Here is a 26652-nt window from a genome sequence, read left to right as displayed (position 1 = left end):
CAGATGAATAGCGAAGCGTTTGCCCCGTTCCAGATCCTCGCCGCCGAGTTGCTGAAATACCTGCCGGTTGGCCAGCAGGATGGCTCCCACGACCTGTCCCATATCCATCGTGTGTGGGTAAACGCGCAGCGGATTCAGCGGGTGGAAGGTGGCGACCTGCAAGTGCTGTTTGCGGCGACGCTGCTGCACGACTGTGTCGCAGTAGAAAAGAACTCGCCACTGCGTGACCAGGCGTCGACGCTGTCTGCGAACAAGGCCGCGTCGATCCTGGCTGAGCTGGGCTGGCCTTCGCAGCGCATCGAGCAGGTGGCACATGCCGTCAAGGCCCACAGCTACTCGGCCGGCTTCGAGCCGCGCACCCTTGAGGCCAGGATCCTTCAGGACAGTGACCGGCTGGACGCCTTGGGTGCGCTGGGCATTGCCCGGTGCTTCTATACGGCTGGGCGAATGGGGTCGGCGCTATACGACTTCGAGAACCCCGCTGCACAGGGCAGGGCGTATCGGGATTCGGCGTATGCGATCGAACACTTTCAAACCAAGCTGCTGAAACTTGCCTCGGGCTTCACGACCGGTGAAGGGGCCCGCCTGGCGGCCGAGCGCCATGCGCGGCTTGAGGTGTTTCTTGCTGATTTCATGGATGAGGTCGGCGCGGGCAAGGGGTAGCGCTTTGCGGGCTTGCGACTGGCGATGGTCTTACCATTCAATCGCGCGCCCGTCCCACGCCCAGAACCCTCCGCTGTCCGAAGGCCCCAACCGCGCCACCTGCTCGATGACACATTGCGCCGCAAACGCAGGGCCAAACAGCTTCCCCGCCGGCACATTCCCTTGAAACGGTCGCGACAGCTGCGTGTCCGTGGTCCCAGGGTGCAGCGCCAGCACCGTGGCTGCCGGGTTCAGGCGCCTGAGCTCGATACTGGCCGTGTGCAGCAACTGGTTGAGCGCCGCCTTGCTTGCCCGATAGCTGTACCAACCACCCAGGCGGTTATCGCCGATAGAACCCACCCTGGCTGACAGCGCTGCAAAGGTGGCGGGCTCCTTGCGCAACAAGGGCAGCAGATGCTTGAGCAGCAATATCGGTGCGAAGGCATTGCTCGCAAAGCTCGCCTGCAGGCCGGCCAGATCCAGCTGCGCCAGGGATTTCTCTGCCTTGGCGCCGTCCTGATGAAGAGTGCCCAAGGTGCTGATGACCAAATGAAGGTGATCGCAGGTATGCCCGAGCCCGGTTGCGAGGGCTGCCAGTGCTTGTTCGTCACGCGCGTCGCAATCCACCAGCACCAGGCGCTCGCCGTGTTGCCTGGTGAGTTGTGCAAGCGCGCCATTGCCTTTGGCGTTGCGTGCGACGGCCCAGAGCCTGGTTACCTCATCACGGGCCAACAATGCCGTGCACAGCGCCAAACCGATGCCTCGGCTGGCGCCGGCAATCATGACGTTGGCTTGGCCATTCAGGTTGGGTATCAGGCTCATGCAGTGCCTCATGTCCGCAAGTGGGCAGCATCGTCTGGTGAATCAGTGCCAGTCTGGCATTGAACTCGCCCTGTGACGCGCTACTATTTGGGCAAGAATCTTTTCTTATGCCAAGCCTCCGCCCTTCAATGGAGTGAGTGAGCAGATGATTCGCAAATCCCTTCTTGTGATTCTCACCGCTTTGTTGCTGGCGGCCTGCGGCGACGACTCTTCCCACTACGCAGTGTCCGATGAGCACTGCCAGCCCGACCGTTTGAAGACACTCCCCAACAATGCCAACCGGGATACGCTGGTCGAGAAGTGCATGCCTCGGCAGTCGCCTTGAGGCCGAAAAGCGGCCCCAATGCCCTTGGCGATGCTCAAACGTCTTTCAGCATCGATGCCGGGTTGCCATTGGCGGCAGGTAAGCCTTCGACAAATGCCCTGACTTGCCGCTTGCCCTGCAAATGCAGCACAGGCACCTGCGGCCCGACCTTCTGGCGCACGGCTTCGATGCCTTGTCGGTAGCCGCGGTCGAACGTCCACACGAACTTGAGGAATTCGACGTCGAGCCTTTCTTCACAGCCATCCGCCCGATCAGGGCGTGGCTGGTTACGCAGCAGGCGCAGCAGTACCCGCATGAAACAGGTCAGCCGAGGCGTGTCCAGCCAGATGACCAGGTCAGCCCGCGGCAGGCGCAGGTCGAACGTGCGGCGCGCATAGTTGCCCTCGCAAACCCAGGCATCGCCGGCTACTGCCTCGCGCACTCGTTCGCGGAACTGCTCGGCGTCCGGCTCGGCCCAGCCGGGCTCCCAAAACAGTTCGTCCAGGTGGACGACGGGCAGCTCAAGGCGTTCGCCGAGCAAGCGGGCGAGGGTGGACTTGCCGCTGCCACCGTTACCGAGGATGACGATTCGTTGCATGGGGACTTCCTGTCGCAAGCAAACCGGCGATTGTATCCATGCGCGCACCGGCCAACAAATGCTCATGTTCCTTCGGCGAAGCGGCCTGCAGGTTTTGCTTCTGCGAGCGGGTCATCGTCCGGCGTTTCTGGCACTGCAGGCTGCGCTGCCCGCACTTTGTTCGCTATACCAAATGGCACGTGGACCATCGGCAGGTCTCCGGCCGCCGAGAACAAGTGGCTGCGCTGATCATCGAAGAACATGTGCGGCTTCAGAATCTTTAGCACCCGGTCCTTTTCCATTCCGCCGAGGAAGAAGGATTCATCCGGCGAAACACCCCAGTTCTTCAGCGTCGTCACCACCCGCTCATGGGCAGGCGCATTGCGCGCCGTGACGATCGCGATACGCAAGATCCGTTTGTATGCGGGGTCTTGCGCCAACTTGCGGTCTTCCAGCTTGCGAATCAGCGATAGCTTGCGATACAGATCCGCCAAAGGCCCCGGCTGGTGCGGAATGGCCTTGCGATCGCGTTCATGGGCCTGGAACTCGTCCAGGTTCAGGCGCTGCTTGTACACGCTCTCCGCCTCGTCATCGGCAATCACGCCATCGAAGTCGAAGGCCACCCGCAACTCGGTGTCGATTTCGTCATCGTAGATCTTGGTCGGCAGCACCAGGCCGGCCGGGTAATCGGCATCGATGGCGCGCTGCACGTCGCCCTCATGGGCACTGAGAAACAGCGAGGCGTTGAACGCGGGGATGTATTCGTACGGCGAGCGGCCGGACATGAACGCCGCGCGGGTGATGTCCAGGTTGTAATGGTTGATCGAGCGGAACACCCGCAGGCCGGTCTCCGGCGAGTTGCGCGAAAGTAGCACCACCTCAACCGGCAGCTGCTCGGGGAAAGCCTTGTTGATGCTCAGGAAGCGGCGGATGAACGGGAAGGCCACGCCCTTGGGGAAAGGCACGTCGAGGTTTTCTTCCTGATGCAGGCGGTATGCCTCCACGCCTTCGCACTGGTAGATGTTGTCGGAGACGGTCAGGTCGAACAGGGCGCTGGAGGCGACGCCGACGACGAGTTTCTGTTCGATGGGGTATGGCATGGCGGCGCGCTCCCGTTAATGCGGTATTACATTCAGCTCCTGGGCGCAGTTCTGCAAAGAGGCTGCGTTCACATCACGCTGCTGTTCAAGGGCCAGCTCGGTCAGCGCGACCATGCGATCGTAGTGCACAAGTTTCATTTGGCTGTAGGCACACAGTATAAAGAAAAAAAAGTTAGCAACGGCCACGGCAAACACCCACTGCATGGCATCGGGTATGCCGGCACTGCTCAGGTTTTTTTCAAGCGTCGTGAGGCCGGTAATGAGGGCGAGCAAGCCTGGGAATATACCGATCTTCTCCAACGCGCCGGTGACTAGCCAGGTTCTCTTTTCGAAGCTGTTTCGCTCGCTCTTGAGTTCCAGCATTCCCAGCTTCAATGTGCCGGAAGAGAGCGATGCCAGCGTATGGAGGTACTGGGCGTCAACGGTCATCGTCATTTTGACGTTCCACTCCAACAGGCTGGCAAAGGGCGAGCGCATCACCTTGCTCAGCGAATGCTTGAGCACCCACAGGGTGAGGAACGGGTAGATGAACATAGCCAGATAGGAAAGCGCGATCAAAAGCCAGCAAATCTGGAAGAGCCAAGGTGTCTGCGAGTATTTTGCAAAGAACGCCAGCACTACTGCCAGGACAGAAGGCAAGCTCATCGCGATCCAGAAGTGCCGAAATATCAGATGACTGACCTTTTCGGACCGGCGTTGCATGCGGTCAGCGCGGACAGTCTGTTTGTAGGCCTGTTCAATGTCGGCCATGACTTGAAGATACTTCTCGGTTTCCGTGTACATTCAGCTCCCCCTTCCTGCCACTATAAAGCCCAATGGGCCTGATCATCGACCTACATCACCTTGAACGAGCCATCCAGATTGCATTCCCGGTCATCCCCGCCCAACCCCTCAGGCAGAAACGCCGTCAGGTCATAAGGCAGCAACACGGTATCCAGCGCAAAAGAGAAGGGCACGTCGATCAGGCCAGCCCAGCCGCCAGCGCCGTTCTGAGTGGCAAAGTTCCAGCCAAAGCGCGTGCCCGGATACACGCAGCGCTCGCCACCGAGGTGAGTGAGCGTGCTCCAGCAGCCACTCAGCATCAGCGGCACTGTGAGCACCAGGCACTTGGCAATCCTTGTCATAAGCTTCGTTGAACCTTCCCTGTCGTTCATCATTGTTGCCCTTCAACCAACAGCAACTCCCCATCCCGATACTGCACCTCGCGCCCCAGCCACTCACTGCTCACCTGCGGCAGCACCGCCGAAGGCTTGCGCAGTTCGCGCAGCAAGGTCGAGCCATGGGACAACCGCCCACCCATGCGCGCAATCACTGCCCGCGCAGCCTGATACTGGGCGTGGCGGCCGGGGTCGAGGCTGTCTTCAAGGAGGATGTCCTGGCCCAGGATGCCTTGCACCTGGCCGGGATAGATCATGAAGCCGGTGGCCTGCTCGCTGCCCATGCTGCCGTCCTGCCAGAAGCTGCCATCGCGGCTGCGTACATCCGGATGCGGGGCGAACCAGTGTGCCCGCTGTGCTTCAGGCATGGCGTGGTGCACGCGGAAGAAAATCCGCATCAAATTGTCCCGGTACCATTCGCGCACCTGCAGGTAGTATCCGCGCAGGCCGGGCAGGCCGAGGCGGTGGGCCAGTGTGATGGCGTAAGGCCAGGCCGGCATCGGTTGCAGAGGCAGTTCGGTTGGCGCCGGGCGCGGGGTGCCGGGGTCGGTTTCCCACGGTAGGCGGTGGGGGCTGTGCTGCAGGTCGTCGTAGGCGGTGGGTGGCCGGCCGAGCCAGGCGCCTGCGCTGCTGGCCAGGGCGGTGGCGATGCACAGGTTGCCTTGCACCACGAAGACGTAGAAGCGGCTGAACCAGTCCGCCAGTTGCTGGCCGTCGGCAGCGGCGGCCTGCAGCTGCGCCAGCTCCTCGTCGAAGCGTTGCAGGCCGGGGGCCAGGGCTTGCAGGTGGCTGCGCGCAGCGTGCTGCATGCGCCACAGGCGCGGCAGCGAGCGCAGCAGGCGTGCCGGGCGCCAGGGCAGGGCTGGGGTGGCGCCGCCGACTTCGCCGGCGTAATTGGCGGCGCAGATACCCCAGTCGGCCAGCCGGGCCAGGAACAGGTCGTTGTTGATGTACGAGGCGCCGCCGAACACGGCGGTGAAGGGTTCGTTGTCCTGCAGCACGCGGCTGTCCCAGCGCGCCATGATCGCCGGGATGCTGGCGGCGGCGCGGCGCTGGGCGTATTCGACGAAGCGGCTGGGCTGGGGCGGCAGAATCTCGGCGATGTTGGCCGAGGTCAGGTGGCGGCGCCAGCCGTGCTCGCTGATCGGGCGGTACTGCAGCAACCACAGTTGCTGGCCGTCCCAGGCCCATTCGATGTCGCCGGGGACGTAGTGGAACACCTTCAGCACGCCCTGCAGGAAGTCCCAGAGCGCAGTGGCTGTCAGCCCATGCAGCTCGGCGAACTGGCCGCTTTGCCAGGCGGGCCCCAGGCGCGACAGCGTCGCGCGCTGGGGGGTGGCCTGGCCGTCGGCCAGGGCTTCGAGGTGGCCTTCGAGCCACTCCAGTTCCACCGAAAGGTGGCGCACGAAGGCGATGCCAGACACCGTCGGCTGGATGAACCGCTGCACCACCACTTCTTCGACGCCGGCTTCACGCAGCTCGTTGACAAGGTCGGTGACGGCGTGGCCAGGTACGCGCAGGTAAGTGGTACTCAGGCCGGCGTTGGCGGCATCGGCCTGATCTTCACCGTAGCTGGAGGAGCGAACGGCCCATAAGGCATCCATGTCTGAGGCGAGCAAGCTGGCCAGGCGCGGGTCTTGGCCATCGTCGAGGCTCAGGGCTTCGGGCACCGCCTGGCCGGCAAGCGCAGCCAGTTGCAGGCGGCCGCCTTTGGTGTGGGCGACGAAGCCTTGCGCGCCAGACTCCAGCCAGGCGACGAATTGGGCGGGTGCGTCGATCCAGGGGTAGTGGCCCCACCCCGGTTGCAGGCTGATGCGCAGGTCGGCGCGGGCGAGGATTGCCGACCAGGCGGCGGCCTGGGCGATACCCAGCATGCGGTCGTGGTCGCCCCACACCAGCTCGACCGGGTCGGTGATCCATTCCAGCAGGGGGAGTGCGGTGTCGGCGCGCAGTTGCTCCCAGGAGGGCACGAAGGCTCGGCAGCGGGCGTAACCAGCACCCATGCGCTGGTATTGCGCAGGCGTCCAGCGCTGGCTGGAGAACTTGCGGGCGAACCACTGTGGCTTGTGGCTGAGCAGCCCATGGATGGCCTTGCGCAATGGCAGCGGTGACATCAGCGCCGGCAGGCGCCGTTGCCACAGGAACGCCCCCACTGGGGCCAGCAGCACGCTGCGGCTGAAGTGCCCAGGGCGGCGCTGCAGGGTATGCAGCACGATCAGTGCGCTGACACCCACGGCCATGATCGCGTGGCCGCGCTCGGTCAGGTCGAGCAGGGCTTGCGCATAGTCGCCCAGGCTGGCGCAGGGCGGCGCGGGGTTGCTGCCGAAGCCGGGCAGCTCCAGGGCCTGCACCTGGTAGTGCTGGAAGTGCGGCAGGGCATCGTCCCACCAGTCGGCGGCGCTGCCGTTGCCGGCCAGCAGGTACAGCAGGGGCTTGCTCATCGATGCTCCTCAGGCCAGGTCACGCAACGCGCTGTCCAGGGTCGGGTACTGGAAGCGGTAGCCGGCCTGCTCCAGGCGGCTTGGCAGTACACGCTGGCCGTCGAAGAACAGCTCGGCCATTTCGCCAGCCAAGGCACGCACCGGTGCTGCCGGGATATGCAGCCACACCGGGCGCTTGAGCCGTTGGCCGGCAGCCTGGGCGAAGGTGGCCTGGCTGACCGACTCGGGGGCGACCAGGTTGTAGGTGCCTTGCATGTTGCTGTCGGCCATGGCGCGCGCCATCACTGCCAGCACATCGTCACGGTGCACCCAGCTCATGATCTGCTGGCCATCGCCCATGCGCCCGCCCAGGCCCAGGCGGAACGGCATCAGCAGTGGCGTCAGCGCGCCGCCCGGGCCGAATACCACGCCCAGGCGCAGCACCACCTGGCGCGCACCGAGGGCGCTGGCCGGGCTGGCAGACGCCTCCCAGCGATCGCACAGCTCAGCCATGAAGCCGTCGCCCTTGCTGGCGCTTTCGTCCAATGGCAGGTTGGCGTCGCGCACACCGTAATAGCCAATGGCCGAGGCCTGGATCCACAGCGCTGGCTTGTGCCGGGCCTGGCGCATCCAGTGCAGCAAGGTTTCGGTGGTGCCGACCCGGCTGGCGAGCAGCTGGGCTTGGCGGCGGGGTGTCCAGCGTGGCCCGGCGACGGGCGCGCCGGCCAGGTTGATGACCACGTCGAAGCGCTCGTCATGGCCGAGCTTGTCGAGGCTGCGCAGGCAGCGGGCGCGGCCGTCGAACAGGTAGGCGGCACGCAGTGGATCGCGGGCCAGCACGCTGACGCTGTGGCCGGCATCGAGCAGCTGGTTGACCAGGGTTTCGCCGATGAAACCGGTGCCGCCGGTGACCAGCACCTGCTTGAAGGTACCCCCGGCAAACGGGTTGGCTGGCTGCCCCTGGCGTTGCATGCGCAACGTCGCCAGTGCATCGCGAATGCCCGACGCGGTCACGCCGAGGGCGAACAGGGTGAGCAACCAGCCGCGCCAGCCGAGGTCGATGGCGACCAGGCCGCTGGGCAGGCTCGACCACTGCAACAGTTGCAGGCCGTACAGGGCAAAGAAGGCGCCGGCGTTGATCGCCAGCACGGTGTGCATGATGCGCTCGATGGCGGGCAGCTTGCGGCTGCGGTCCTCGACCACGAAGTCCCACAGGGTCAGGCCGATTTCCAGGGTGAACACCAGCGCCACGATGATCGCCCAGACGCCCTGGAACGCCACGTGGGCAATGCCCAGGAACAGGATGCCGTAGCAGCACGAGCGCACCGCATGGATCGCCAGCTCCAGCCGCGCACTGTAGCGCTGGGGCAGGGCCACGGTCAGTTCATGGTGGTAAAGGGTATCCAGCGCACCCAGCAGGCCCTGGATCAGCAGCAGGTTGAGAGCCCAGGTCAGGATCGGCAGTTCAGCCACGTTCAAGTCCTTTCAAAGTGGAGGTGGGGCGGTCGTGGCGGTACAGCCACAGCAACGGCGGCAGCAGGACGAGCAGGGCCAGGCCATCGATGATCAGGTGCGACCACATCCCGGCCTGTAGCGACACCAGCATGTCCTGCGGTGCCCACAGCACGATGCCGAAACCCAGCCAGGCCCAGGCGCTGTGGCTGCGCAGGCGGTCGCCCAGCTGGACCAGGCCGAGCATGTACAGTGAGTAGCTTTGCAAGGTGGCGCCGAACAGTGCGAGCCACCACACTTGCTGCTCGCGTGCAGGCGCTGGCGCTGCCTGGCCCCAGAAGGCCTGCTCGATGCTCAGTTGGTAGTTGCCCAGCAGCGGGCTGTGGCCGGCCCAGGTCAGGCCCAGGCCAATCAGCAGATGCATCAGCGCCGCGGCTTGCAGCCAGCGCACCAATGCACGGCGCACAGCAGGTTGCGCTGTAGAAGAGAAGAGCATTCCTTGTCCTGACGGCTTCCATGTCGGCCGGCAGTGTACCTTGATTTGCCGAGGCTGCGGCGCAAGGGGCGGGTTACAACGCCTGATACCGCCCCTCGAAATCACTCGCCAGCTGCTCCAGTGTCACGCTCCCCAAACGCTCCAGCAGCAACGCCTGCGCCGCATCGAAGGCATCGGTCAGCGCCGCGTTCACTGCCTGTTCGACCAGGCACTGCGGGTGGTCAGTCGACAGCCCGATGGCAAAGATCGACGCGCCACCCAGTGCCTCATGGATATCCAGCAAGGTGATGTCGGCCAGCGGCTTGGCCAGTGTCCATCCGCCCCGGTGCCCCTTTACCGAGCTCACGTAGCCTTGCTCTTTGAGCAGGGCCATGGTCCTGCGCACCACCACCGGGTTGGTGCCGAGCATTTGCGCGATGGTTTCTGAGGTGGCGGGTTGGTCGTGCCGGGCCATGTGGATCAGCACGTGCAGCATGCGGGACAGGCGGGTGTCGTTTCTCATGGGCAACAGGCAGTCGGAAGTTGACCCGCAGCCTCACACGAAACAACAAAAGTTACAAGACTGTTGACGCGTCGCCTTCATGTAACTTACGTTGTGTCGTGAGTTCCTTGAATGGGTCTTCGGCCCTGGGAGATTGAGCAAATGTTCGACGTGATCATCGTGGGCGGCAGCTATGCCGGTATCTCTGCGGGTTTGCAGCTGGCGCGGGCGCGTCGCAAGGTGCTGGTGATCGATGCAGGTGAGCGGCGCAATCGTTTCGCCCACAGCTCGCATGGTTTCCTGGGGCAAGATGGGCGTGACCCCGGTGCGATTGCCGAAGAAGCGCGTGGCCAGTTGCTGGCATATCCGACGGTACAGTGGCTGACGCAGTCGGCGGTTTCAGCGTCCAGAGAGGACGATGGATTCGTGGTGGGCACTGCGCACGGCAAGCAGTTCAAAGGGCGCCGCTTGATCCTGGCATCCGGTGTGGTGGACGAGCTGCCTGCCGTTCCAGGCCTGGCGGAACGCTGGGGGCAAAGCGTGTTCCATTGCCCGTATTGCCATGGCTACGAGCTGGATGGCGGGCCGATTGGTGTGCTGGCGGCGTCGCCGGTGGCGATTCATCACGCGATGATGCTGCCCGACTGGGGGCCGACCACGTTCTTCCTCAACGGTGTGTTCGAGCCCGATGCCGAGCAGCTAGGGCAACTGCAGCGACGCGGTGTGCAATTGGAGCGTGAAGGCGTTGTGGCCGTGGTGGGGGAGCGCGTCAATGTCACCCTTGCCAGCGGTCGGGTGGTCGAATTGGCGGGGCTGTTCACCCAGCCGCTTACGCGCATGGCCAGCCCACTGCCGGCGATGCTGGGCTGCGCCTTCGAAGACGGGCCCATGGGCCAGTTCATCAAGGTCGATGCGATGCGTGAAACCAGCGTGCCAGGGGTATTTGCCTGTGGTGATGCGGCTGTGGCGGCTGGTAATGTGGCGATCGCGGTGGGGGACGGGGCTCGAACAGGCGGCGCTGCTCATCACTCGTTGATCTTCCGTTAGGCAAACCTGCTTGGCCTCACGCGGTCTGTTGTAGGAGCGGCCTTGCCGGGGCGCCGGACCGGTCGGAAAGGGCTGCAGAGCAGCCCCAGCAATTTGTGCACCTGCGCTGAAAACCTGGGGCTGCTCTGCAGCCCTTTCGCGACACAAGGCCGCTCCTACAAGTACCGGAGCAGGCCGCAAGCTCGGTGAATGGCCGGGCCCCTCATCGACCCCATCTATCAACCCATCCACCCTATCAATTTGACTGCGACATTCTGCCTCAGTAACGTGCGCGGCTCTTCGTTGCAGCCCCAGAGACCACCCGTTTTGCCTTCCCCCTGAGCACCTCTGCCGTACCCCCGCAATCCGTAAATTCCCGACCTCCGGCATGCCTCTGGGCATCGCTGGCGTCCCTGCGTTCGAGTTACTGAAATGTCTGTCAATGCCCCCTCCCGGATCACCGAGCTCGTCATCGAAGCCGGTACCAACAAAGCCCGGCTGCCCACCCGCGCGCTGCTCATCCTCGGTTTCCTTGCCGGTGGTTTCATCTCGATGGGCTTCATCCTGGCCATCCATGTCAGCGCCATGATCCCCGGGCAGTGGGCTTCGCTGGGCAACCTGCTGGGCGCCGCGGTGTTTCCCATCGGCCTGATCCTGGTGATCCTGGCGGGCGGCGAGCTACTCACCGGCAACATGATGAGCCTACCGTTGGCCATGTTCGCCGGGCGCATCCGCCTGGCGGCCGTGGCGCGCAACTGGCTGCTGGTGACCTTGGCCAACCTGCTGGGCGCGCTGTTCGTGGCGTATTTCTTCGGCCACCTGCTCGGCCTGACCGAGGGCGCCTACCTGGACAAGACCGTGGCTGCCGCCACCAGCAAGGCCAGTGCCGATTTCGTCCATGCCTTCGTCTCCGGCATCGGCTGCAACTGGCTGGTGTGCCTGGCAGTGTGGCTGGCCTACGCCAGCCGTGAAATGAGCGGCAAGATCCTTGGCATCTGGTTCCCGATCATGGCCTTCGTCGCCATCGGCTTCCAGCACGTGGTGGCCAACATGTTCCTGATTCCGGCTGCGATCTTTGCCGGCTACCTCAGCTGGGGCGCGCTGGTTCACAACCTGGTCGCGGTGTTCCTCGGCAATGCGGTGGGCGGGGCGATCTTCGTTGGCCTGGCGTATTACGTGTCGTTCGGTGCCGCCGCTCAGGAGCAGGCGACGGCGCAGTAACCGTCTTTACCACACTGGCAAGGGTGGGTAGCATGGCGCTTCCTCCCTTTCCGGCTGTTTTGCCGTGCACCGCCCAGGCGTTGATTCGCGAAGCGGGCATACATGATGCCGACATGAGTACGGTCGCTTTGCCAAGGCGTACCGATAATCCGTCATCAGAAAATATCAGGATGATTCCATGATCATTCGCCAAGCTATCGCCGCCGATCACCCTCGGCTGGTCGACATCTGGCTGCGCGCCGTGCGCGCGACGCATCACTTCCTGCAGGCGTCCGACATCGATGCGTTGCTGCCGCAACTGCGCGATGTCTACCTGCCTGCCGTCGAGCTTTGGGTGGCTGTCGACCCTGAAGATAGGCCGCTGGGCTTTATCGGGCTCAATGAAAACCATGTGGAAATGCTTTTCATCGATCCCGACCGGCGGGGGCAGGGCATCGGCCGGGCGCTGCTGGATTTCTGCCGCAACACGCGCGATACCCTGAGTGTCGACGTGAACGAGCAGAATCCGCAGGCAGTGGGCTTCTACCTCCACTACGGCTTCATGCAGACCGGGCGTTCGCCGCTGGACGGCGAAGGCCGGCCGTTCCCCTTGCTACATATGGCCTTGGCTGGCAAGGCATAAGCCGCATCCTGCAGAGCCCCGCAGAACCCTAGAACGTCCCTTGCAGGGTGACCATGAAGTTGCGCGGCTCGCCATAGAAGTTGCCCCACCCCGGCGCACCAATGGTGGAGTAGTACTTCTTGTCGAACAGGTTGTTGCCGTTGAGTGCGACGGTCCAATGCGGGTCGATGCGGTACTGCACGCGGCCGTTCCACAAGGTGTAGCCCGGCTGGACAGCCTTGGTGCTGCCGGTCTTTCGGAAGTTCTCGCTCTGGCTGTTCAGCCCCGCACCCAGCGTCCAGCGCTCTAGTGCACCGTCCAGCTGGTAATCGCCCCAGACCTTGAGCATGTGCCGCGGAATGAAGCTGGAGGTAAAGGTCAGCTCGGTCGGGTCGGTGTCGTTGATGGTTTTCAGGTACTTGGTCTGGGTATAGGTGTACCCGGCCAGCAGTTGCAGGCGTTCGATCGGCGCGCCGCTGATCTCGGCCTCGAAACCTTGGGCGCGAACCTTGCCGCTGTCGCTGTAGCAATAACCGTCGCCCGAGCCCAGGCAGGTGTCGGCGTAGTCGGTTTCGGCGCGGTGTTCTTCGACGGTGCGGAACAGGTTGAACGAGGTGTTCAGTGCGCCATCGAGCAGTTCGCCCTTGATACCGACTTCGTAGTTGGCGCCGGTCTTCGGCTGCAGCGCCTGGCCCTGGGCATCCACCAGGTTGCCCTGCGGCTGGAAGATGTCGGCGTAGCTGGCGTAGGCGGTCCATTGCGGGTTGAGGTCGTACAGTACGGCAGCGAATGGCGTGACCTGGCCATTTTTCGCGCTGCGGTTGTGCACCCAGTAGTCGTAGGCCTGGGTGTAGGCGTCGCTCTTGTTGCGGTACCAGCTGACCCGTGCACCCAGCACCAGCGTCAGTGGCTCGGCCAGCTTCAGGCGCAGGTTGGCGTAAGAGCCGTACTGGGTCGTGGTGGAGTCGTTCGGTACGCTACCGCCCCGGCTCGGGTTGACCAGGTAGTCTGCCGAGGATGGATGAGGGAAATTCGCCGACGGGTCGAAGGGATTCTGGCTGCCACTGAGCGGCATCAGGGCGAAGTAGTCGTGGGTCTTCTGGCGGCTGGCGTTGGCGCCGATGATCAACTCGTGCTGCAGGCCGAATGCCTCGAACTTGCCATCGACATAACTATCGAAGCCGTAGTCGGTCTGGTCGTAGTCGAAGTTGCCGGCGGTGCGCCTCATGCTGGCGCTGGTGGCACCCACTGCTACCGCGCCTTCGGCAAAGGCATATTCGATGTCCTGGTCGTTGTGGGTGTAAACGGAGGCGAAGTTCAGCGACCAGTCATCATTGAACTGATGCTTGAGGTCGGCGAAGCCGGTGACGCGCTGGCTTTGCAGGCTGTTCCAGCTGGCACCCAGGCAGGTCGAGCGCGGCAGCTTGAGGTCGCTGCCGTTGGCGTAGCGCGGCAGGCCGCTGTAGCAGGGCGAGGCATCGACATCCTCATAGGCCAGGCCGACGCCCAGGGTGGTGTCGGGTGTCATGTCCCAGTCGAGGGCACCGTAGTACACCTGGTCCTGGCGGTCGGCATGGTCGTAAAAGTACCGGCGGTCCTGCACGGCGGCCACGGCGCGGCCGCGCACGCTGCCTGAGTCGTTCAGCGGGCCACCGACGTCCACCTGGCTGCGGTAATTGTCCCAGGTGCCGGCGGACAGGGTCAGGCTGGTGGCGGCCTGTTCCTGGCCGCGCTTGCGTACAAAGTTCACACCGCCGGCCGATGAGCCGGAGCCTTTCATCATGCCGGCCGCCCCCTTGAGCACTTCGACACGGTCATAGAACGCCATGTCGCTGGAGAAGCTGTTGGCCTGCACGTAGTTGCCTCCCACGTCCAGCGGCACGCCGTCGTACTGGTACTGGCCGTCGAGGTTGAAGCCACGCGAGTAGAAGTACTTGCCGCCCATGGGGGAGTCGTACACGGTGATGCCCGGCGTCTTGTCCAGCACCTGTTCGAGGGTGTTGAGGTTCTGGTCGTCGAGCATCTTGCGGGTCATCACTGTGACCGCCTGGGGTGTCTCCTTCAGCGTGTGCACGCCTTTGCCGATGGTTACCGCGCGGGCGGTATAGGACTGCGTGCCTTCACTGGTCGCATTGAGCCGGTCGGCATCGATGTTCAAGGGCCCCAGTTCCATCGCTGCGTCATCGCTGGCCGGTATCAGGACATAGCCACCGTTACCCAGGCGCCGGGCCTGCAGGCCGCTGTTGCCGAGCAGGCGGGTCAGGCCTTCGTCGATGCTGTAGCTGCCCTCCAGGCCATTGCTGGTCAGGTGACGGGCCTGTTCGGTATCGAACGAAATGGTCACGCCGGCCTGTACACCGAACTGGGTGATTGCATTGCCCAGTGGCCCGGCGGCCACATGGTAGGTGGTCTGGCTCTGGGCCAAGGCATTGCCTGGCATCAGCAGCAGACCGGGGGCGCTGGCCAGGGTCAGGCCGAGCAACACCCGGCGTACGGCCTGGCTCAGTGTGGTGGCTGGGGAGGGGTGAGTATGGGGCATTGCGTGATCCTTCCGTGTCATGGCAGAAAGTCGCTGTCGTCGCGGCTTGTGTCAGGGACGGACGAGAATCGAAATCAGCAAGGTTCGCAGTGAAGTTTTTTCCACGGGCGATTCAGGCGGGTTCCACACTGACCCAGTACCGGCTCAGGTAACGCACCCGCACGGGCAGGGTCTGGTCGAGGTTGGCCAGGGCAATATCGGTATCGTCGATGCGAAATGCCCCGGAAATGCTCAGTGAGCGAATCGACGCTGCACAGCGCAGTACGCCGGGCCGGTAGCGCCCCAGTTCCTCGATGAAGTCAGCCAGGCGCCAGTCGTTGACGCTCAGCATGCCGTGCTGCCAGGCGGTCGAGTCGGCGGGCAGGGGCAGGGCGGGGCTGATATGGTCGCGGTCGAAGCTGGCCTGTTGCCCTGCGGGCAGGCGCAGCAGGTGCTCAGGATGGTGCTGTGGCCGCACTTCGACGGCAGCCTGCAGCACGCCGACGCGGGTTTGCCCCGGCAGCTTGCGCACACTGAATTCAGCTTCCCGGGCAACGATGCTGCCGTCATCGGTGTGCACGATGAAGGGCCGCTGCCGAGGGTCGTACGCGGCCTTGAGCAGTATCTCGCCACCATACAACTGGACCGTTCGCAGTTTCTGGTCAAGGCGCACGTCGAGCGCGGTGCCGACGTTCAACTCAAGCTGCGAACCGTCTTCCAATTGCAGCGAACGGCGCTCGCCAGTGCCGGTGTGCTGCTGGGCGAGCAGGGTGCGATAAGGTAACTGCTCGGCGGCCAGCCAGCTGCCGCCGCCCATGGCCAGCAACAAGCCCAGTACCTTCAGCACATCACGGCGCTGTGCCTGTGCGGCACCAAGCCCTTTCAGCGCCGCCTGCGCAGGTACCAGGGCCCATTGTTGCTGAAGTTTCTCGACCCGCGCCCACGCTGCGGCGTGCTCCGGGCTGGCTTCCAGCCACTGGCGCCAGGCGCGGGTGCGGGCGAGGTCAGCAACGCCGTCGTTGAGTTGCACGTACCAGGTGGCGGCGGCTTCGAGGGTCTTGAGTTCCAAAAGAGTCAGGCCTCGACCAGCAGCAGGCAGCGGGTCATGGCGCGGATCAGGTGGTTTTTCACCGTGGTCACCGACACCTCGAAACGTTCCGCCGCAGCCGCATAGGTCAGCCCTTCCAGTTGCACGGCAAGGAAGATATCGCGGGTGCGCGCCCCCAGCTCGTCAAGCAAGCTGTCGATCGCGACCAGCATTTCGATGATGGACAGGCGGATTTCCGGCGACACTTCGACGGGTTCCGGTCGCAGTGCCAGCGCTTGCAGGTAGGCCTGCTCGATAGCGCGGCGGCGTACCTTGTCGATCAGCAGCGAGCGGGCGATGGCGCTCAGGTAGCTGCGCGGCTCACGGATCGGAAACTGGCTGCGTGCCGTCATCACCCGCAGGAAGGTGTCGTGGGCCAGGTCGGCCGCATCGGCGGCATTGCCCAGGCGCATACGTAGCCAGTGTTTCAGCCAGCCGCTGTTTTCGCTGTACAGCCGGTGGATAGCTGCGTCATCGAGCGCCGACATAGGGATCAATCCGTAACCTAACTGGGAATTGTTCGCATTGTTGCGGCGCAAGTCTGTAATTGCAAGTGCTGTCAGCGGTCGGTATTCAACGCTTGCGGGTTGGCAACGTTCTTCGGTGCACCCTGGGTGAATGCCAGCACATTGTCGAAGGCATCGCCGAAGTACAGCTCATAGCCGTTCTTTTCCACGTAGCCCAGGTGAGGGGTGCTCAGCACCCGCGGGTGGGTGAGCAGGGGGTGGCCTGGCTCGAGTACCGGCTCTTGCTCGAATACATCCACCGCAGCGAAGCCCGGCCTGCCGGTGTCGAGCGCTTGCAGCAATGCCCCAGGTGCAATCAGTTCGGCGCGGCTGACATTCACCAGCAGGGCATCGGCTTTCATCCGCGACAGATCGTCGAAGGTCACGCCATGGCGTGTTGTATCCGAGAGCCGCAGGTTGAGGCTGAGGATATCGGCCTCGGCAAAGAACGCCTCACGTGATTTCGCTGCCCGATGCCCGTGCGCCTCGGCCGCTGCCCGGCTGCCTTCGCTGCCCCACACCAGCACCGGCATGTCGAACGCCTGGGCATAGCGCGCCAGGCGCTGGCCGATCTTGCCGTAGCCCCAGATCCCCAGCACCTGGCCGGCCACTGCCTGGCCCAGGTTGACCTGCCACTGGCCTTGCTTGAACGCTTCGATCGCCGGCACCAGCTGGCGCCGGGCGTTGAGGATCAGCGCCCAGGCCAGTTCCGCCGGTGCCACCGGCGAGCCGCGGCCCTCGGTGACGACGATGCCGCGGGCGGTGCAGGCCTCGAGGTCCAGATGGCCAGCGACCTTGCCGGTCTGGCTGATCAGTTTGAGGTTGGGCAGCCGGTCGAGCAGGGCGGCATCGATGCGCGTGCGTTCACGGGTGAGTACCAGGGCGTCGGCGCTGGCGAAGCGTGTGGCCAGCTCGTCCAGCGAGGCGGGTTGCTTGTCGTGAAACACGCTCACTTCATGCCCGGACAGGCGCTTGAAGCAATCGAGTGAGCGAATGACGTCCTGGTAGTCGTCGGGGATGGCAATGCGCATGGTGGTCGGCCCTGGAGTTAAGTGTGTCGAGTTGCGACGGTTCCCCAAGCATAACGCGGTCTCTGTAGGAGCGGCCTTGCGTCGCGAAAGGGCCGTGCAGCGGCCCCAGGATATTAGCGATTAAGCAGATAATTCCGGGGCTGCTATGCAGCCCTTTCCGACCGGTCCGGCGCCCCGGCAAGGCCGCTCCTACAAATGCGGGGCGTCAGCCGGCTGATTGTGTGCGTGGCTGCATCACCCCGGCCATGCCCTTGAGCACAACCCCCAGCATCACCGCCACCCCGGCACTGACAAAAATCGTCTCGTGCCCGGCGCTCTGCTGCTGCAATGCTACGAACGCCGGTGCCAGCGCCGCTGCCGCCACTTGCAGGATGCTCACCCACGGCGTCAAGGTACCGCGCGGGTCGTTGGTGGCAATGGCGCCCATGTAGTAGGTCAGCGCCAGCACCCAGCCAAAGTTCATCAGGAACAGCGCCACGCACAGTTGCTCGGCATCCTGTGCATGGCGCGCCAGCAATACGATCGACAGCAGCACCAGCAGCGAGCCGAAGCCGATCATCGGCCCACGCCTCACCCGCGCGCCAAGCACGCTGGGCAAGGCCCCGCCGGGCAAGCCGCCGAGGATCCCCAGGCCGAATGCCCAGCCCACGTCCAGCGGGCTGATGCCGCGCTCGCGGGCCAGCTGGTCGACAAAGCCCCAGATGCAGTAGATCGCCAGTTGCAGGCACAGCATCCCCAGCAAGGCGTACCGGCCGTGGGTGGCGCAACCCACGCCGCTCTGGGTCACCGGCACGGGTGCCTCGCGGTGCAGCCGCTGCGGAATGGCCAGCGCGACCAGGGCGATCAGCACGAACCAGAAGCCGATGCTGGCCACGGCGCCGCGGTTGCCGACCAGCTCCGCCAGCTGTGGCATGCAGGTGGCGTACAGGGCGAACACGGCGGTCTGGATCAGCAACGACAAACCATACGAGCGATCCTGCCCTGGCAAGCGCCCCAGTCCGCTGATCGCGCCGGCATACAGCACGCCGGTGGCGACACCGCACGCCAGCCGGCACAGCACCAACGCTGCCAGCGAATCCAGGGTCGCACTGAGCAGGTTGAGCGCCAGTGCGGCGAGTGCGCCCGCCAGGTACAGGCCGCGGCCACCGAAGCGCCGGCCCAGCAGCGGCAGGAACAGGCTACCGAGCAAGGTCCCGGTCATTTCGCTGGACAAGACCCAGCCTTGCTGGCTCAGGTCCAGGCTCAGCCGTTCGGCCACCAGGCCGATGAAGATCGGTTGCACGCCAATGATGATCAGCGCCGTGGCGGCGATGTAGATCAGGGCGGCACGCAGCAGCAGGTTGTTTTTATTGTTGTGCATTGAAGTTTCCCGGGTAGGGCATCAGGTTCAGGCGTGGGGGAGGGTGCCTGCGTCGTGGGTGATGCGGCCGTTCATCACGGTCAGCGCCACATCGGTCTTGCCGATCTGGTAGCGGTCGAGCTCGAACAGGTCCTGCTCGAGGATGATGATGTCGGCGCGCTTGCCGGCGGTTATCGAACCAATCTCCTTTTCCAGCCCCAGCTGATAGGCGCCGTTGAGGGTGTAGGCGGCGATCAGTTGCGGAATACTCAGGCGTTCGTCGGCATCGGGCATCACTGGCGCATCAGGCTCGCCACTGAGCTGGCGGGTGTGGCCCGACTCGATGTGCTCCACCGGCTTGTGCTGGCAACGGCACTGGCAGACCAGGCCGTCCATGCCGATCGACACGGTCACGCCCTGGTCGATGAAGGTGCGGAACTTGTACATCGACGCCCAGCGTTTGAAGCCATAGGACTGCTGGATCGCCTCGGCGTAGGCATCCACCACGCCCCATTGCAGCTGGGTGTTGGCCATGACCCCGATGCGGCGGAAGCGTGGGATGTCATCAGGGTGGGTGAGGAAGGCGTGGGTGATCACATGGCGGCGGTCGCGCGGCGGGTTGCTGGCAAAGGTCCGTTCGAACACATCCAGCGCCATGCGCACGGCCCCATCGCCCACGGCGTGCACCATCACATCGATACCGGCGGCATCGGCCCGGCGTACATGCTGCTCGAACACCGCTTCGGGCATGGTCGTCGAGCCGCAGTGCGGCTTGTCGCAGTAGGGTTCGAGCAGGAATGCGGTGTGGTTCAGCTCGGTGCCGTCGAGCATCAGCTTCAGGGTCTGCGCCTTCACCAGTGGCGAGTCATAGCGGTTGCGCATGCCTTGCAGGATGCTCACCGGGTCATCCTCGGTGCCCATGTTGATGTAGCTGCCGACCACGCGCAGTTTCAGGCGCTCTTCGCGCTCAAGCTGTTGCAGGGTTTCGTAGAGCAAGGTCTGGTCGCCGGCCGGGTCGAGAAAGCCTGCGTCGAACACGGTGGTGATGCCGGCGGCGACCAGCTTCTCTTGCCAGAACGGGATAGAGCGCAGGTACAGGTCGATGCCGGTCGGCAGGTAACCGGCTTCGCTCAGCCGCTGCATCAGCAGCGAGTAGGCCGCGCAGTCGATGATCACGCCGGTGGGCTCGCCGGTGAGCGGGTCCTTCTCGAACCAGCTGGCGCCTTCTTCCACGGCCGGAGTGTCGCGGTCAATGCCGGCAGCCTTCAGTGCGTAAGTGTTGACCCACATGGTGTGGTAGTCGGTGGACAGCAGGCACACCGGTTTGTCCGGGCAGATGTCGTCGAGCACTTCGCGGCGCAGCATGTCGGCCGGCATCAGCGGTTGAATCCAGCCCATGCCGGTGATGGCTTTCTCGCCGGGGTTGGCTTGCACGTAGCGCTTGAGCAAGGCCAGCACCTCATGCGGGTCTTCATGGTTGACCAGGGCCTGGAAGGCGAAGGCGGTGCTGGAGAAGTGCCAGTGCGATTCGACGAAGCCCGGCAGCACCAGCTTGCCAGCGGCGTCCAGCAAGCGCGTGGCGGGGCCGGCGTGGGCCATGACGCTGGCGTGGTCGCCAACGCAGAGGATGCGCTCGCCCTGCACGGCCACGGCGCTGGCCCATGGCTGGTGCGGGTCGACGGTGTAGATGCGGGCGTTGTGGATGATGAGATCGGCTGTGGTGGTCATGGCAGCTCCCTGAGGCAAAATGCCGCGCTAGTTTTGTGTCGGTTAAAAGTTTTAGTCAATAAAATATTTTTGCGGGTTGGCTTTGCGGTATGCTGGCCACCGGTTTCGACAAAGGGTTGCAAAGTGAGCGGATTGCGCGAGCAGCAGAAGGCGCTGCGCCGGGAGACGATCAGCCGTACGGCGCTGGGCCTGTTCGAGCGCCAGGGCTTCCAGACCACCACCATGGAGCAGATTGCCCGCCTGGCGGCGGTGTCGGTGCCCACGGTGTTCGCCTATTTCGGCAGCAAGCAGGAGATCCTGCTGGAGAAGTTGCGCGAGGCCGATCACCGCGCGGTAGCCGAGGCGCGCAGGCGCCTTGGGGAGTTCGAGCAGGCGCTGGATGCGTTGTGCTGCTATGAAACGCACCTGACCGATTACGCCTTCGAGGTGTTGCCGGCACCGTTGTGGCGGGAGATTCTGCCGCCCTTGCTGCCGCTGCTGGGCAGCAATCAGCGCGATGTGCCAGGGGCCTACAAGCGGGTCAACGATGCGCTGGTCGAAGAGCTCAAGCACCTGCTCCAGGACCTGTGTGACAGCGGCAAGCTGCGCGCCGACCTCGATGTGGGCTACGCGGCGTTTCTGATCAACGACTACGGGCATCTGCAGCTTCTGCGGCTGTGCAGTCGCGAGCCGCTGGACCTGGTGGCGCACCGCGAGGATGTGCGCCGGTTCATGGAGTTCTTGTTGAAGGGGATGCAGAGTTAAGCAACGACTGCGGTCTCTGTAGGAGCGGCCTTGTGTCGCGAAAGGGCTGCGAAGCAGCCCCAGCACTTTATGCTGTGACGCCAATACCTTGGGGCTGCTTCGCAACCCTTTCGCGACACAAGGCCGCTCCTACAAGGGAAATGTGTCAGGGCTGGTTCAGCGGCCACCCTTGGTGATGCTCCAGCAGAAAGTCGACAAACACCCGCACCCGCGCCGGCATCGCCGGCCCGCCCACGAACACCGCATGCAGCGGTTCGCGGTCGCCCGGGTTGTAGTCTTCCAGCAGCGCCACCAGTTGACCGTTTTTCAGCTCATCGGCCACGGTAAATGTCCCGATCCGGGCAATACCCGCCCCCAGCCTGGCCAGTTGCGCCAGCGCCTCGCCACTGCTGCACTCGATATTCCCCGTCACCTTCAGTGAAAAATCCTCCCCCTCCCGGCGAAACGGCCAATCCGGTGCTGCGCGCCGGAAGTTGAAGCGCAGGCAGTTGTGCTGCGCCAGGTCCTCTGGCTCCTGCGGCGTACCGCAGCGTGCAAGGTATTCAGGTGAAGCCACGACCACCTGGCCGGTATGGCCAATGCAGCGCGCACTCAGCGAGCTGTCCGGCAGCTGGCCAAAGCGCAGCGCCACATCGGCCTGACCGCCATGGATATCGGCGATTTCATCACTCAGCGTCAGGTCCACCAGCACCTGCGGGTACAGCGCGCTGAACGCGGTCAGTAACGGCACCACCGTCAGCCGCCCATGCCCCAGCGCCGCGCTGACCCGCAACCGCCCGCGCGGCACGCCCTGGTCGGTGATCGCCTCTTCCACCTCAAGCAGGTCCGCCAGGATGCGCCGCGCCCCACGCAGGTACGCCTCGCCCTCGGTGGTGAGGGTGATCGCCCGGGTGGTGCGCAGCAGCAGGCGGGTGCCCAGGCGCTGCTCGGCGCGGGCAATGATGCGGCTTACCGCCGAGGGCGTCAGGCCCAGCACGCGCGCGGCGGCAGACAGGCTGCCTTCATCCACCACCCTGGCAAACACCTCCATCTCCCCGGATCGCCCGTTGTAGTCCATCTGTGCCTCCAGCGCAAAGGTGGTTGCCGGAAAACCGGTCTAGTGCATTCAAAGGCTGGATCGTAGCATTCCCGTCATAGATAAGGAGCCTTGTATGCGTATCAATCCCCCTCTCGTGGCGCTCGCCATTGGTGCTTTTGGCATCGGTGTCACCGAGTTCGCCCCCATGGGCATGCTGCCCGGTATTGCCGCCGATCTGGGCGTGTCGATCCCGGCCGCAGGCCTGCTGGTCAGTGCCTACGCGCTAGGCGTGCTGATCGGTGCACCATTGATGACCCTGGCCACCGGTAAGGTCCCGCGGCGTTACCTGCTGATCGGGCTGATGGCCATCTTTACCCTGGGCAACCTGCTGTCGGCCCTGGCTACCGACTACCAGAGCCTGCTCATCGCACGGGTGGTGACTTCGCTCAACCACGGCGCGTTCTTCGGCGTCGGCTCGGTGGTGGCGGCCAGTGTGGTACCGCCCGAGAAGCGGGCAGGGGCGGTGGCGGCCATGTTCATGGGCCTCACCCTGGCCACCATTGGCGGTGTGCCGCTGGCCACCTGGTTCGGTGAGCTGCTTGGCTGGCGCACGGCATTCTGGGGTATTGCCGGCCTGGGCCTGGTGGCGATGGCTTCGCTGTGGTTTGCCCTGCCCAATGTGCCACTGCCCAAAAGCGCCGGGGTGATGGCCGAGATTCGTGTGCTGGGGCGTGGCCCGGTGCTGGCGGCGTTGACGCTGACCGTGGTTGGCTCCAGCGCGATGTTTACCGTGTTCACCTACATTGCGCCGATCCTGCACAGCCAGGCCCAGGCTTCCACCCCCTTCATCACCGCCATGCTGGTGCTGTTCGGCGTCGGCCTGACGCTGGGCAATGTGTGGGGTGGCAAGGCGGCGGATCGCTCGGTGGACCGTACCTTGATCGTGTCGCTGCTGGTGCTGATTGCGGTGCTGCTGGTGTTCCCGGCGATGCTTGGCTGGTCGCTGCCGACGGCGCTGGCGATCCTGGTCTGGGGCATCGCCAGTTTCGCCCTGGTGCCGCCGCTGCAGATGCGTGTGATGGACGCCGCCAAGGATGCCCCCAACCTGGCCTCGGCGGTGAACATCGGTGCGTTCAACCTGGGCAATGCCATTGGCGCGGCGCTGGGTGGCGCGGTGATCAACGCCGGGATGGGGTATTCGGCGGTGTCGTTTGCCGGGGCGTTGATGGCTGGGCTTGGGCTGGTGCTGACCATTGCCTGGCGTAGTCGTCCGGTGGCATTGGCGGGTATGCAGGCATGAGCAACGGCACGGGCCTTGTAGGAGCGGCCTCGTGTCGCGAAAGGGCTGCGAAGCAGCCCCAGCACTATCAGCATCGCTGCTGAAATCCCGGGGCCGCTTTGCGGCCCTTTCCGACCGGTCCGGCGCCCCGGCAAGGCCGCTCCTACAAAAAGCAGTATGTTCAAGGCAGGCCGTTTCGACCGTGGGCAAGGTACCCTGGGCGCTGGCTGAGGCGCTCATAATAGGCGCTCACGGCAGGCAAGTGAGGGTGCTCCAGGGGCGTTGCGAACCAGCGCTGCACCGACAGGCCGATGGGGATGTCGGCCAGGGTAAAGCGTTCACCTGCAACGAACGCGCCGGTCGCTGCCAGTTGCCGGTCGAGGATGCCCATGAAGTGGGCCCACTGTGCGCAACCTGCCGCCAGCGCCTGGGCATCCTGATGCGCAGGCGAGTTGCGCACCAGCGCCATGAACGGGTAGCTCCAGGCCCGGTTCAGGTCCGCCGCCTGCCAGTCGATCCACTGGTCGATGCGCGCCCGTGCCTGCGCTTCGCTCGGGTAGCAGGCCGCATCGCCATAACGGTTCGCCAGGTAGCGGATGATGCTGTTGGACTCCCACAGCGTGAAACCACCATCCTGGATCACCGGGACCATGGCGTTGGGGTTGAGTGCGAGGAATTCGGGCGCGTCGGTGGGCTGGAAGCCGCTGCCCCATTCCTCGCGCTCGAAGGCGATGTTGAATTCGGCGCAAGCCCACAGCACCTTGCGCACGTTGATCGAAGAGGCCCTGCCCAGTATCCGTAACATGTCGCCATCCTTGATTGAGGGAGCGCTGATCGTCGATCACCCGGCTCCCTCTGGTCAAGCGGGTGTCAGCGGCTGGCGAACTGCGCTGCGAGTTTGACCGCGGCGCGCTCGAAGGCCACTTTCATCGCCTCCACGACTGCGTCGTCGTGCTCGAACGACAGGTACAGGCGGCCATACTGCGACGGCATCACAAGCACCCCGGCTTCACGCAGTGAAAGGTGCAGGGCCTGGCTGAACGCCGCGCTGCCCACGGCCACTGCCTGCTCGTAGGTGGTCGGTGCCTGGCGCGAAGGCCACAGGCTGAAGACATTGCCATAGCCACTGGTGCTTACCACGATGCCCTGCGCTTCGAAGATCGACTCCAGCGCCTGGCGCAACTGCTGGCCGCGGGCGATCAGGCCGGGGTAATCGAGCTGGTCAAGCTGGCCCAGGGTGCTCATCACCGCCGCGCAGGCCAGCGGGTTGCCGCTGAAGGTGCCGCCGCGCAATACCTTGCCCTGTTCGAAAGCGGCCAGGACCTCCGGTTTGCCGACGATGGCCGACACCGGCACGCCATTGCCGATGGCCTTGCCGACGCTGGCAATGTCCGGGTCGAGCCCGGCCAGCTGGCTGGCAAGCCCGGCGTGCAGGCGAAAGCCCATCAGCACCTCGTCGGCGATCACCAGCGCGCCATGGCGGCGCGCGACCTGCTGCACGTGTTGCAGGTAACCGGGGGCCGGCATCAGGCAACCGGCATTGGCCAGCATCGGTTCGAGGATGACGGCGGCGATGTCGTGGTGTTCGGCGAACAGCCGCTCGACGTCATCGAAGTCATTGAAACGCAGCAGCGTGGTGCGGGCGGTGGCGGGGCGCTGGCCATCGACGAAAGCCGCCTCGGCGGAGCCGACATTGCCGAAGCTGACATCGTCGAACCAGCCATCGAAGCCGGCCGCCATCTTGGCGATGCGCCCACGCCCGGTGAAGGCCCGGGCAGCGCGGCAGGCCAGGTGCACGGCCTCGCTGCCGGAGTTGGTGAAAATCACCTTGCTCAGGGCGCCGGTGTGCGCGGCCAGGGCGGTGGCGGCGGCGTGTTCACGCACATGGGCCCACGACGGCGAAGCGGAGTCGGCGAGGGCTGCGGCCACCTGGCCATTGACCGTGTCGTTGGCGTGGCCGAGCAGCACGGCGCCGAAGCCCAGCGCCGTGTCGATGTAGCGGCGGCCCTGGTCGTCGTACAGGTAGGGGCCTTTGCCGTTGCGGATGAACAGGGCCTGGCCGTCGAGGTCAGGCAGGATGCGGGCGGCGCTGGAAACATCGCCTACGAGATTGTGCATGGGGTACCTCTGTGTTCGGGGCGGGTGCATGGGGGCTCAGCGGGTATGCCACGGGTTCTGCGCGAGCTTGCGTTCGAGGAAGTCGCGGAACACGCGAATACGCGGGCTGAGGTGCTTGCGATTGGTGTAGATCAGGTAGATCGGCTCGACGCTGTCGCTGCTGTACGCTTCGAGCAACGGCACCAGGCGGCCTTCTTGAATGTCCTGGCCAATGTGGAACTCTGCCAGGCGCACGATGCCGGCACCGTCCAGGGCCAGGTCGCGCAGCAGGTCGCCCTGGGCGAAGGTGGCCTTGGGCACCACCGGCACCGTCACGGCCTGGCCGTCGACGACGAAGCTCCAGGTGTTCCACACGCTGCTGAAACCGAAGGAAAAGCAGGTGTGCGCCAGCAGTTCGCCGGGTTGCGCCGGCGTGCCATGGCGGGCCAGGTACTGGGGGGCAGCGCAGAGGATCCAGCGGCTCTGGCCGATCTTGCGGGCGATGCGCGTCGAGTCGGGCAGCACGCCGCTGTGTATGGCCACATCCAGGCCTTGGTCGAACTGGTCGGTGAACTGCGCGCCAACCTGAATATCCACGGTCAGCCCTGGGTAGGCGGCCAGGAACTCTGGCAGCCAGGGGATGATCTGGTGCTTGGCGAAGGTGGTCATGGTGTGCACGCGCAAGGTCCCGCTGACCCGGGTCGGGAAGGCCTCGGCCAGCGAATCGGCCTCGGCCATGGCATTGACCACCGCCCGTGCGCTGACCAGGTAGGCGCTGCCTTCTTCGGTCAGCGTCAGGCTGCGGGTGCCACGCTGGAACAGGCGCACCTGCAGGCGATCTTCAAGCCGCGAAATGAGCTTGCTGATGGCCGAGGGCGTCATCCCGCAGGCCCGCGCAGCGGCAGAGAAGTTGCCGTGCTCGGTGGCCCAGAGAAACGCCAGCAGTTGCGAGTAGTTGTCCATGTTCCGCCTCCGGTGATTGAGCAGAAGACTGGCAGCGCGGCCG

At 64.6% G+C, this 26652-nt stretch carries 26 protein-coding genes; 7 read left to right on the top strand and 19 right to left on the bottom strand.

Annotated features, from left to right (window positions below):
* Nucleotides 1-3: 3 nt before the first annotated feature.
* A complete protein-coding gene (locus BUQ73_RS16030; RefSeq protein WP_079228801.1) occupies nucleotides 4-663 on the top strand; it encodes an HD domain-containing protein in 660 nt (219 codons plus the stop codon).
* A gap of 30 nt (nucleotides 664-693) precedes the next feature.
* Here the strand turns inward: BUQ73_RS16030 and BUQ73_RS16025 are convergent, their stop codons facing one another.
* Entirely contained in the window at nucleotides 694-1464 is a 771-nt protein-coding gene (locus BUQ73_RS16025) for an SDR family NAD(P)-dependent oxidoreductase (protein ID WP_079228800.1), read from the bottom strand.
* 145 nt (nucleotides 1465-1609) lie between these two features.
* On the opposite strand from BUQ73_RS16025, the gene trbK reads away from it, so the two are divergent.
* Nucleotides 1610-1789: an entry exclusion lipoprotein TrbK gene (trbK, locus tag BUQ73_RS16020; RefSeq protein ID WP_079228799.1), complete on the top strand. Its 180-nt coding sequence runs from the start codon at nucleotides 1610-1612 to the stop codon at nucleotides 1787-1789.
* 34 nt (nucleotides 1790-1823) lie between these two features.
* On the opposite strand, the gene BUQ73_RS16015 is transcribed toward trbK, so the two are convergent.
* The 8 genes from BUQ73_RS16015 to BUQ73_RS15980 all read right to left on the bottom strand — a co-directional run bounded on the left by BUQ73_RS16015 (nucleotide 1824) and on the right by BUQ73_RS15980 (nucleotide 9472).
* The gene (locus tag BUQ73_RS16015; protein ID WP_079228798.1) at nucleotides 1824-2366 is read right to left on the bottom strand and encodes an AAA family ATPase; all 543 of its coding nucleotides are present in this window, start codon (nucleotides 2364-2366) and stop codon (nucleotides 1824-1826) included.
* Nucleotides 2367-2428: 62 nt separating this feature from the next.
* Entirely contained in the window at nucleotides 2429-3445 is a 1017-nt protein-coding gene (locus BUQ73_RS16010) for a 5'-nucleotidase (RefSeq protein ID WP_079228797.1), read from the bottom strand.
* A gap of 15 nt (nucleotides 3446-3460) precedes the next feature.
* Nucleotides 3461-4228 carry a hypothetical protein gene (locus BUQ73_RS16005; RefSeq protein WP_079228796.1) on the bottom strand — a complete coding sequence of 256 codons (768 nt, stop codon included), beginning with the start codon at nucleotides 4226-4228 and terminating at the stop codon, nucleotides 3461-3463.
* A gap of 50 nt (nucleotides 4229-4278) precedes the next feature.
* Nucleotides 4279-4569: a YceK/YidQ family lipoprotein gene (locus BUQ73_RS16000; protein WP_079230573.1), complete on the bottom strand. Its 291-nt coding sequence runs from the start codon at nucleotides 4567-4569 to the stop codon at nucleotides 4279-4281.
* Between the two features lie 29 nt (nucleotides 4570-4598).
* Complete coding sequence (locus tag BUQ73_RS15995) at nucleotides 4599-7043, bottom strand: PEP-utilizing enzyme (protein ID WP_079228795.1); 2445 nt, start codon at nucleotides 7041-7043, stop codon at nucleotides 4599-4601.
* A 9-nt stretch (nucleotides 7044-7052) separates the two neighbouring features.
* Complete coding sequence (locus tag BUQ73_RS15990; protein WP_079228794.1) at nucleotides 7053-8495, bottom strand: TIGR01777 family oxidoreductase; 1443 nt, start codon at nucleotides 8493-8495, stop codon at nucleotides 7053-7055.
* Nucleotides 8488-8970, bottom strand: a complete 483-nt coding sequence (locus BUQ73_RS15985; RefSeq protein WP_079228793.1) for a cell division protein — start codon at nucleotides 8968-8970, stop codon at nucleotides 8488-8490. The genes BUQ73_RS15990 and BUQ73_RS15985 overlap by 8 nt, the downstream gene beginning before the upstream one ends.
* 73 nt (nucleotides 8971-9043) lie before the next feature.
* Complete coding sequence (locus BUQ73_RS15980) at nucleotides 9044-9472, bottom strand: Rrf2 family transcriptional regulator (protein WP_079228792.1); 429 nt, start codon at nucleotides 9470-9472, stop codon at nucleotides 9044-9046.
* Between the two features lie 111 nt (nucleotides 9473-9583).
* Here BUQ73_RS15980 and BUQ73_RS15975 point away from each other — a divergent pair, with 111 nt between their 5' ends.
* The 3 genes from BUQ73_RS15975 to BUQ73_RS15965 all read left to right on the top strand — a co-directional run bounded on the left by BUQ73_RS15975 (nucleotide 9584) and on the right by BUQ73_RS15965 (nucleotide 12320).
* Nucleotides 9584-10498, top strand: coding sequence for an NAD(P)/FAD-dependent oxidoreductase (locus BUQ73_RS15975; protein WP_152031563.1), 915 nt, complete (start codon nucleotides 9584-9586; stop codon nucleotides 10496-10498).
* A 411-nt stretch (nucleotides 10499-10909) separates the two neighbouring features.
* Complete coding sequence (locus BUQ73_RS15970) at nucleotides 10910-11698, top strand: formate/nitrite transporter family protein (RefSeq protein WP_079228790.1); 789 nt, start codon at nucleotides 10910-10912, stop codon at nucleotides 11696-11698.
* A 178-nt stretch (nucleotides 11699-11876) separates the two neighbouring features.
* The gene (locus tag BUQ73_RS15965) at nucleotides 11877-12320 is read left to right on the top strand and encodes an acetyltransferase (RefSeq protein WP_060486150.1); all 444 of its coding nucleotides are present in this window, start codon (nucleotides 11877-11879) and stop codon (nucleotides 12318-12320) included.
* 28 nt (nucleotides 12321-12348) lie between these two features.
* On the opposite strand, the gene BUQ73_RS15960 is transcribed toward BUQ73_RS15965, so the two are convergent.
* From BUQ73_RS15960 to BUQ73_RS15935, 6 genes are all read right to left on the bottom strand, one after another.
* A complete protein-coding gene (locus BUQ73_RS15960) occupies nucleotides 12349-14838 on the bottom strand; it encodes a TonB-dependent siderophore receptor (RefSeq protein ID WP_079228789.1) in 2490 nt (829 codons plus the stop codon).
* 112 nt (nucleotides 14839-14950) lie between these two features.
* Nucleotides 14951-15886 carry a FecR domain-containing protein gene (locus BUQ73_RS15955; RefSeq protein WP_079228788.1) on the bottom strand — a complete coding sequence of 312 codons (936 nt, stop codon included), beginning with the start codon at nucleotides 15884-15886 and terminating at the stop codon, nucleotides 14951-14953.
* 5 nt (nucleotides 15887-15891) lie between these two features.
* Nucleotides 15892-16392 carry a sigma-70 family RNA polymerase sigma factor gene (locus tag BUQ73_RS15950; protein WP_079228787.1) on the bottom strand — a complete coding sequence of 167 codons (501 nt, stop codon included), beginning with the start codon at nucleotides 16390-16392 and terminating at the stop codon, nucleotides 15892-15894.
* 71 nt (nucleotides 16393-16463) lie between these two features.
* Nucleotides 16464-17441 carry a D-2-hydroxyacid dehydrogenase family protein gene (locus BUQ73_RS15945; protein WP_079228786.1) on the bottom strand — a complete coding sequence of 326 codons (978 nt, stop codon included), beginning with the start codon at nucleotides 17439-17441 and terminating at the stop codon, nucleotides 16464-16466.
* Nucleotides 17442-17646: 205 nt separating this feature from the next.
* The gene (locus tag BUQ73_RS15940; protein ID WP_079228785.1) at nucleotides 17647-18801 is read right to left on the bottom strand and encodes an MFS transporter; all 1155 of its coding nucleotides are present in this window, start codon (nucleotides 18799-18801) and stop codon (nucleotides 17647-17649) included.
* A gap of 27 nt (nucleotides 18802-18828) precedes the next feature.
* Nucleotides 18829-20508, bottom strand: a complete 1680-nt coding sequence (locus tag BUQ73_RS15935; protein WP_079228784.1) for an amidohydrolase — start codon at nucleotides 20506-20508, stop codon at nucleotides 18829-18831.
* Nucleotides 20509-20631: 123 nt separating this feature from the next.
* Here BUQ73_RS15935 and BUQ73_RS15930 point away from each other — a divergent pair, with 123 nt between their 5' ends.
* Nucleotides 20632-21252, top strand: a complete 621-nt coding sequence (locus tag BUQ73_RS15930) for a TetR/AcrR family transcriptional regulator (RefSeq protein WP_079228783.1) — start codon at nucleotides 20632-20634, stop codon at nucleotides 21250-21252.
* Nucleotides 21253-21397: 145 nt separating this feature from the next.
* On the opposite strand, the gene BUQ73_RS15925 is transcribed toward BUQ73_RS15930, so the two are convergent.
* Nucleotides 21398-22309 (bottom strand): LysR family transcriptional regulator, encoded by a 912-nt coding sequence (locus BUQ73_RS15925; RefSeq protein ID WP_079228782.1) that lies wholly within the window; start codon nucleotides 22307-22309, stop codon nucleotides 21398-21400.
* 94 nt (nucleotides 22310-22403) lie between these two features.
* Between BUQ73_RS15925 and BUQ73_RS15920 the strand changes: the two genes are divergently transcribed.
* A complete protein-coding gene (locus tag BUQ73_RS15920) occupies nucleotides 22404-23570 on the top strand; it encodes an MFS transporter (RefSeq protein ID WP_079228781.1) in 1167 nt (388 codons plus the stop codon).
* A gap of 160 nt (nucleotides 23571-23730) precedes the next feature.
* Here BUQ73_RS15920 and BUQ73_RS15915 read toward each other — a convergent pair whose 3' ends face one another.
* The 3 genes from BUQ73_RS15915 to BUQ73_RS15905 form a co-directional block, all read right to left on the bottom strand.
* A complete protein-coding gene (locus BUQ73_RS15915) occupies nucleotides 23731-24354 on the bottom strand; it encodes a glutathione S-transferase family protein (protein WP_079228780.1) in 624 nt (207 codons plus the stop codon).
* Between the two features lie 65 nt (nucleotides 24355-24419).
* Nucleotides 24420-25667, bottom strand: a complete 1248-nt coding sequence (locus tag BUQ73_RS15910) for an aspartate aminotransferase family protein (protein WP_079228779.1) — start codon at nucleotides 25665-25667, stop codon at nucleotides 24420-24422.
* Nucleotides 25668-25703: 36 nt separating this feature from the next.
* Nucleotides 25704-26609, bottom strand: a complete 906-nt coding sequence (locus BUQ73_RS15905; protein WP_079228778.1) for a LysR family transcriptional regulator — start codon at nucleotides 26607-26609, stop codon at nucleotides 25704-25706.
* Nucleotides 26610-26652: the final 43 nt, after the last annotated feature.

The sequence above is a fragment of the Pseudomonas putida genome (genome assembly GCF_002025705.1).
Lineage (GTDB): Bacteria > Pseudomonadota > Gammaproteobacteria > Pseudomonadales > Pseudomonadaceae > Aquipseudomonas > Aquipseudomonas putida_J.
Note: the sequence above shows the minus strand (reverse complement) of the source record. Positions and strands in the feature narration are given on the sequence as shown.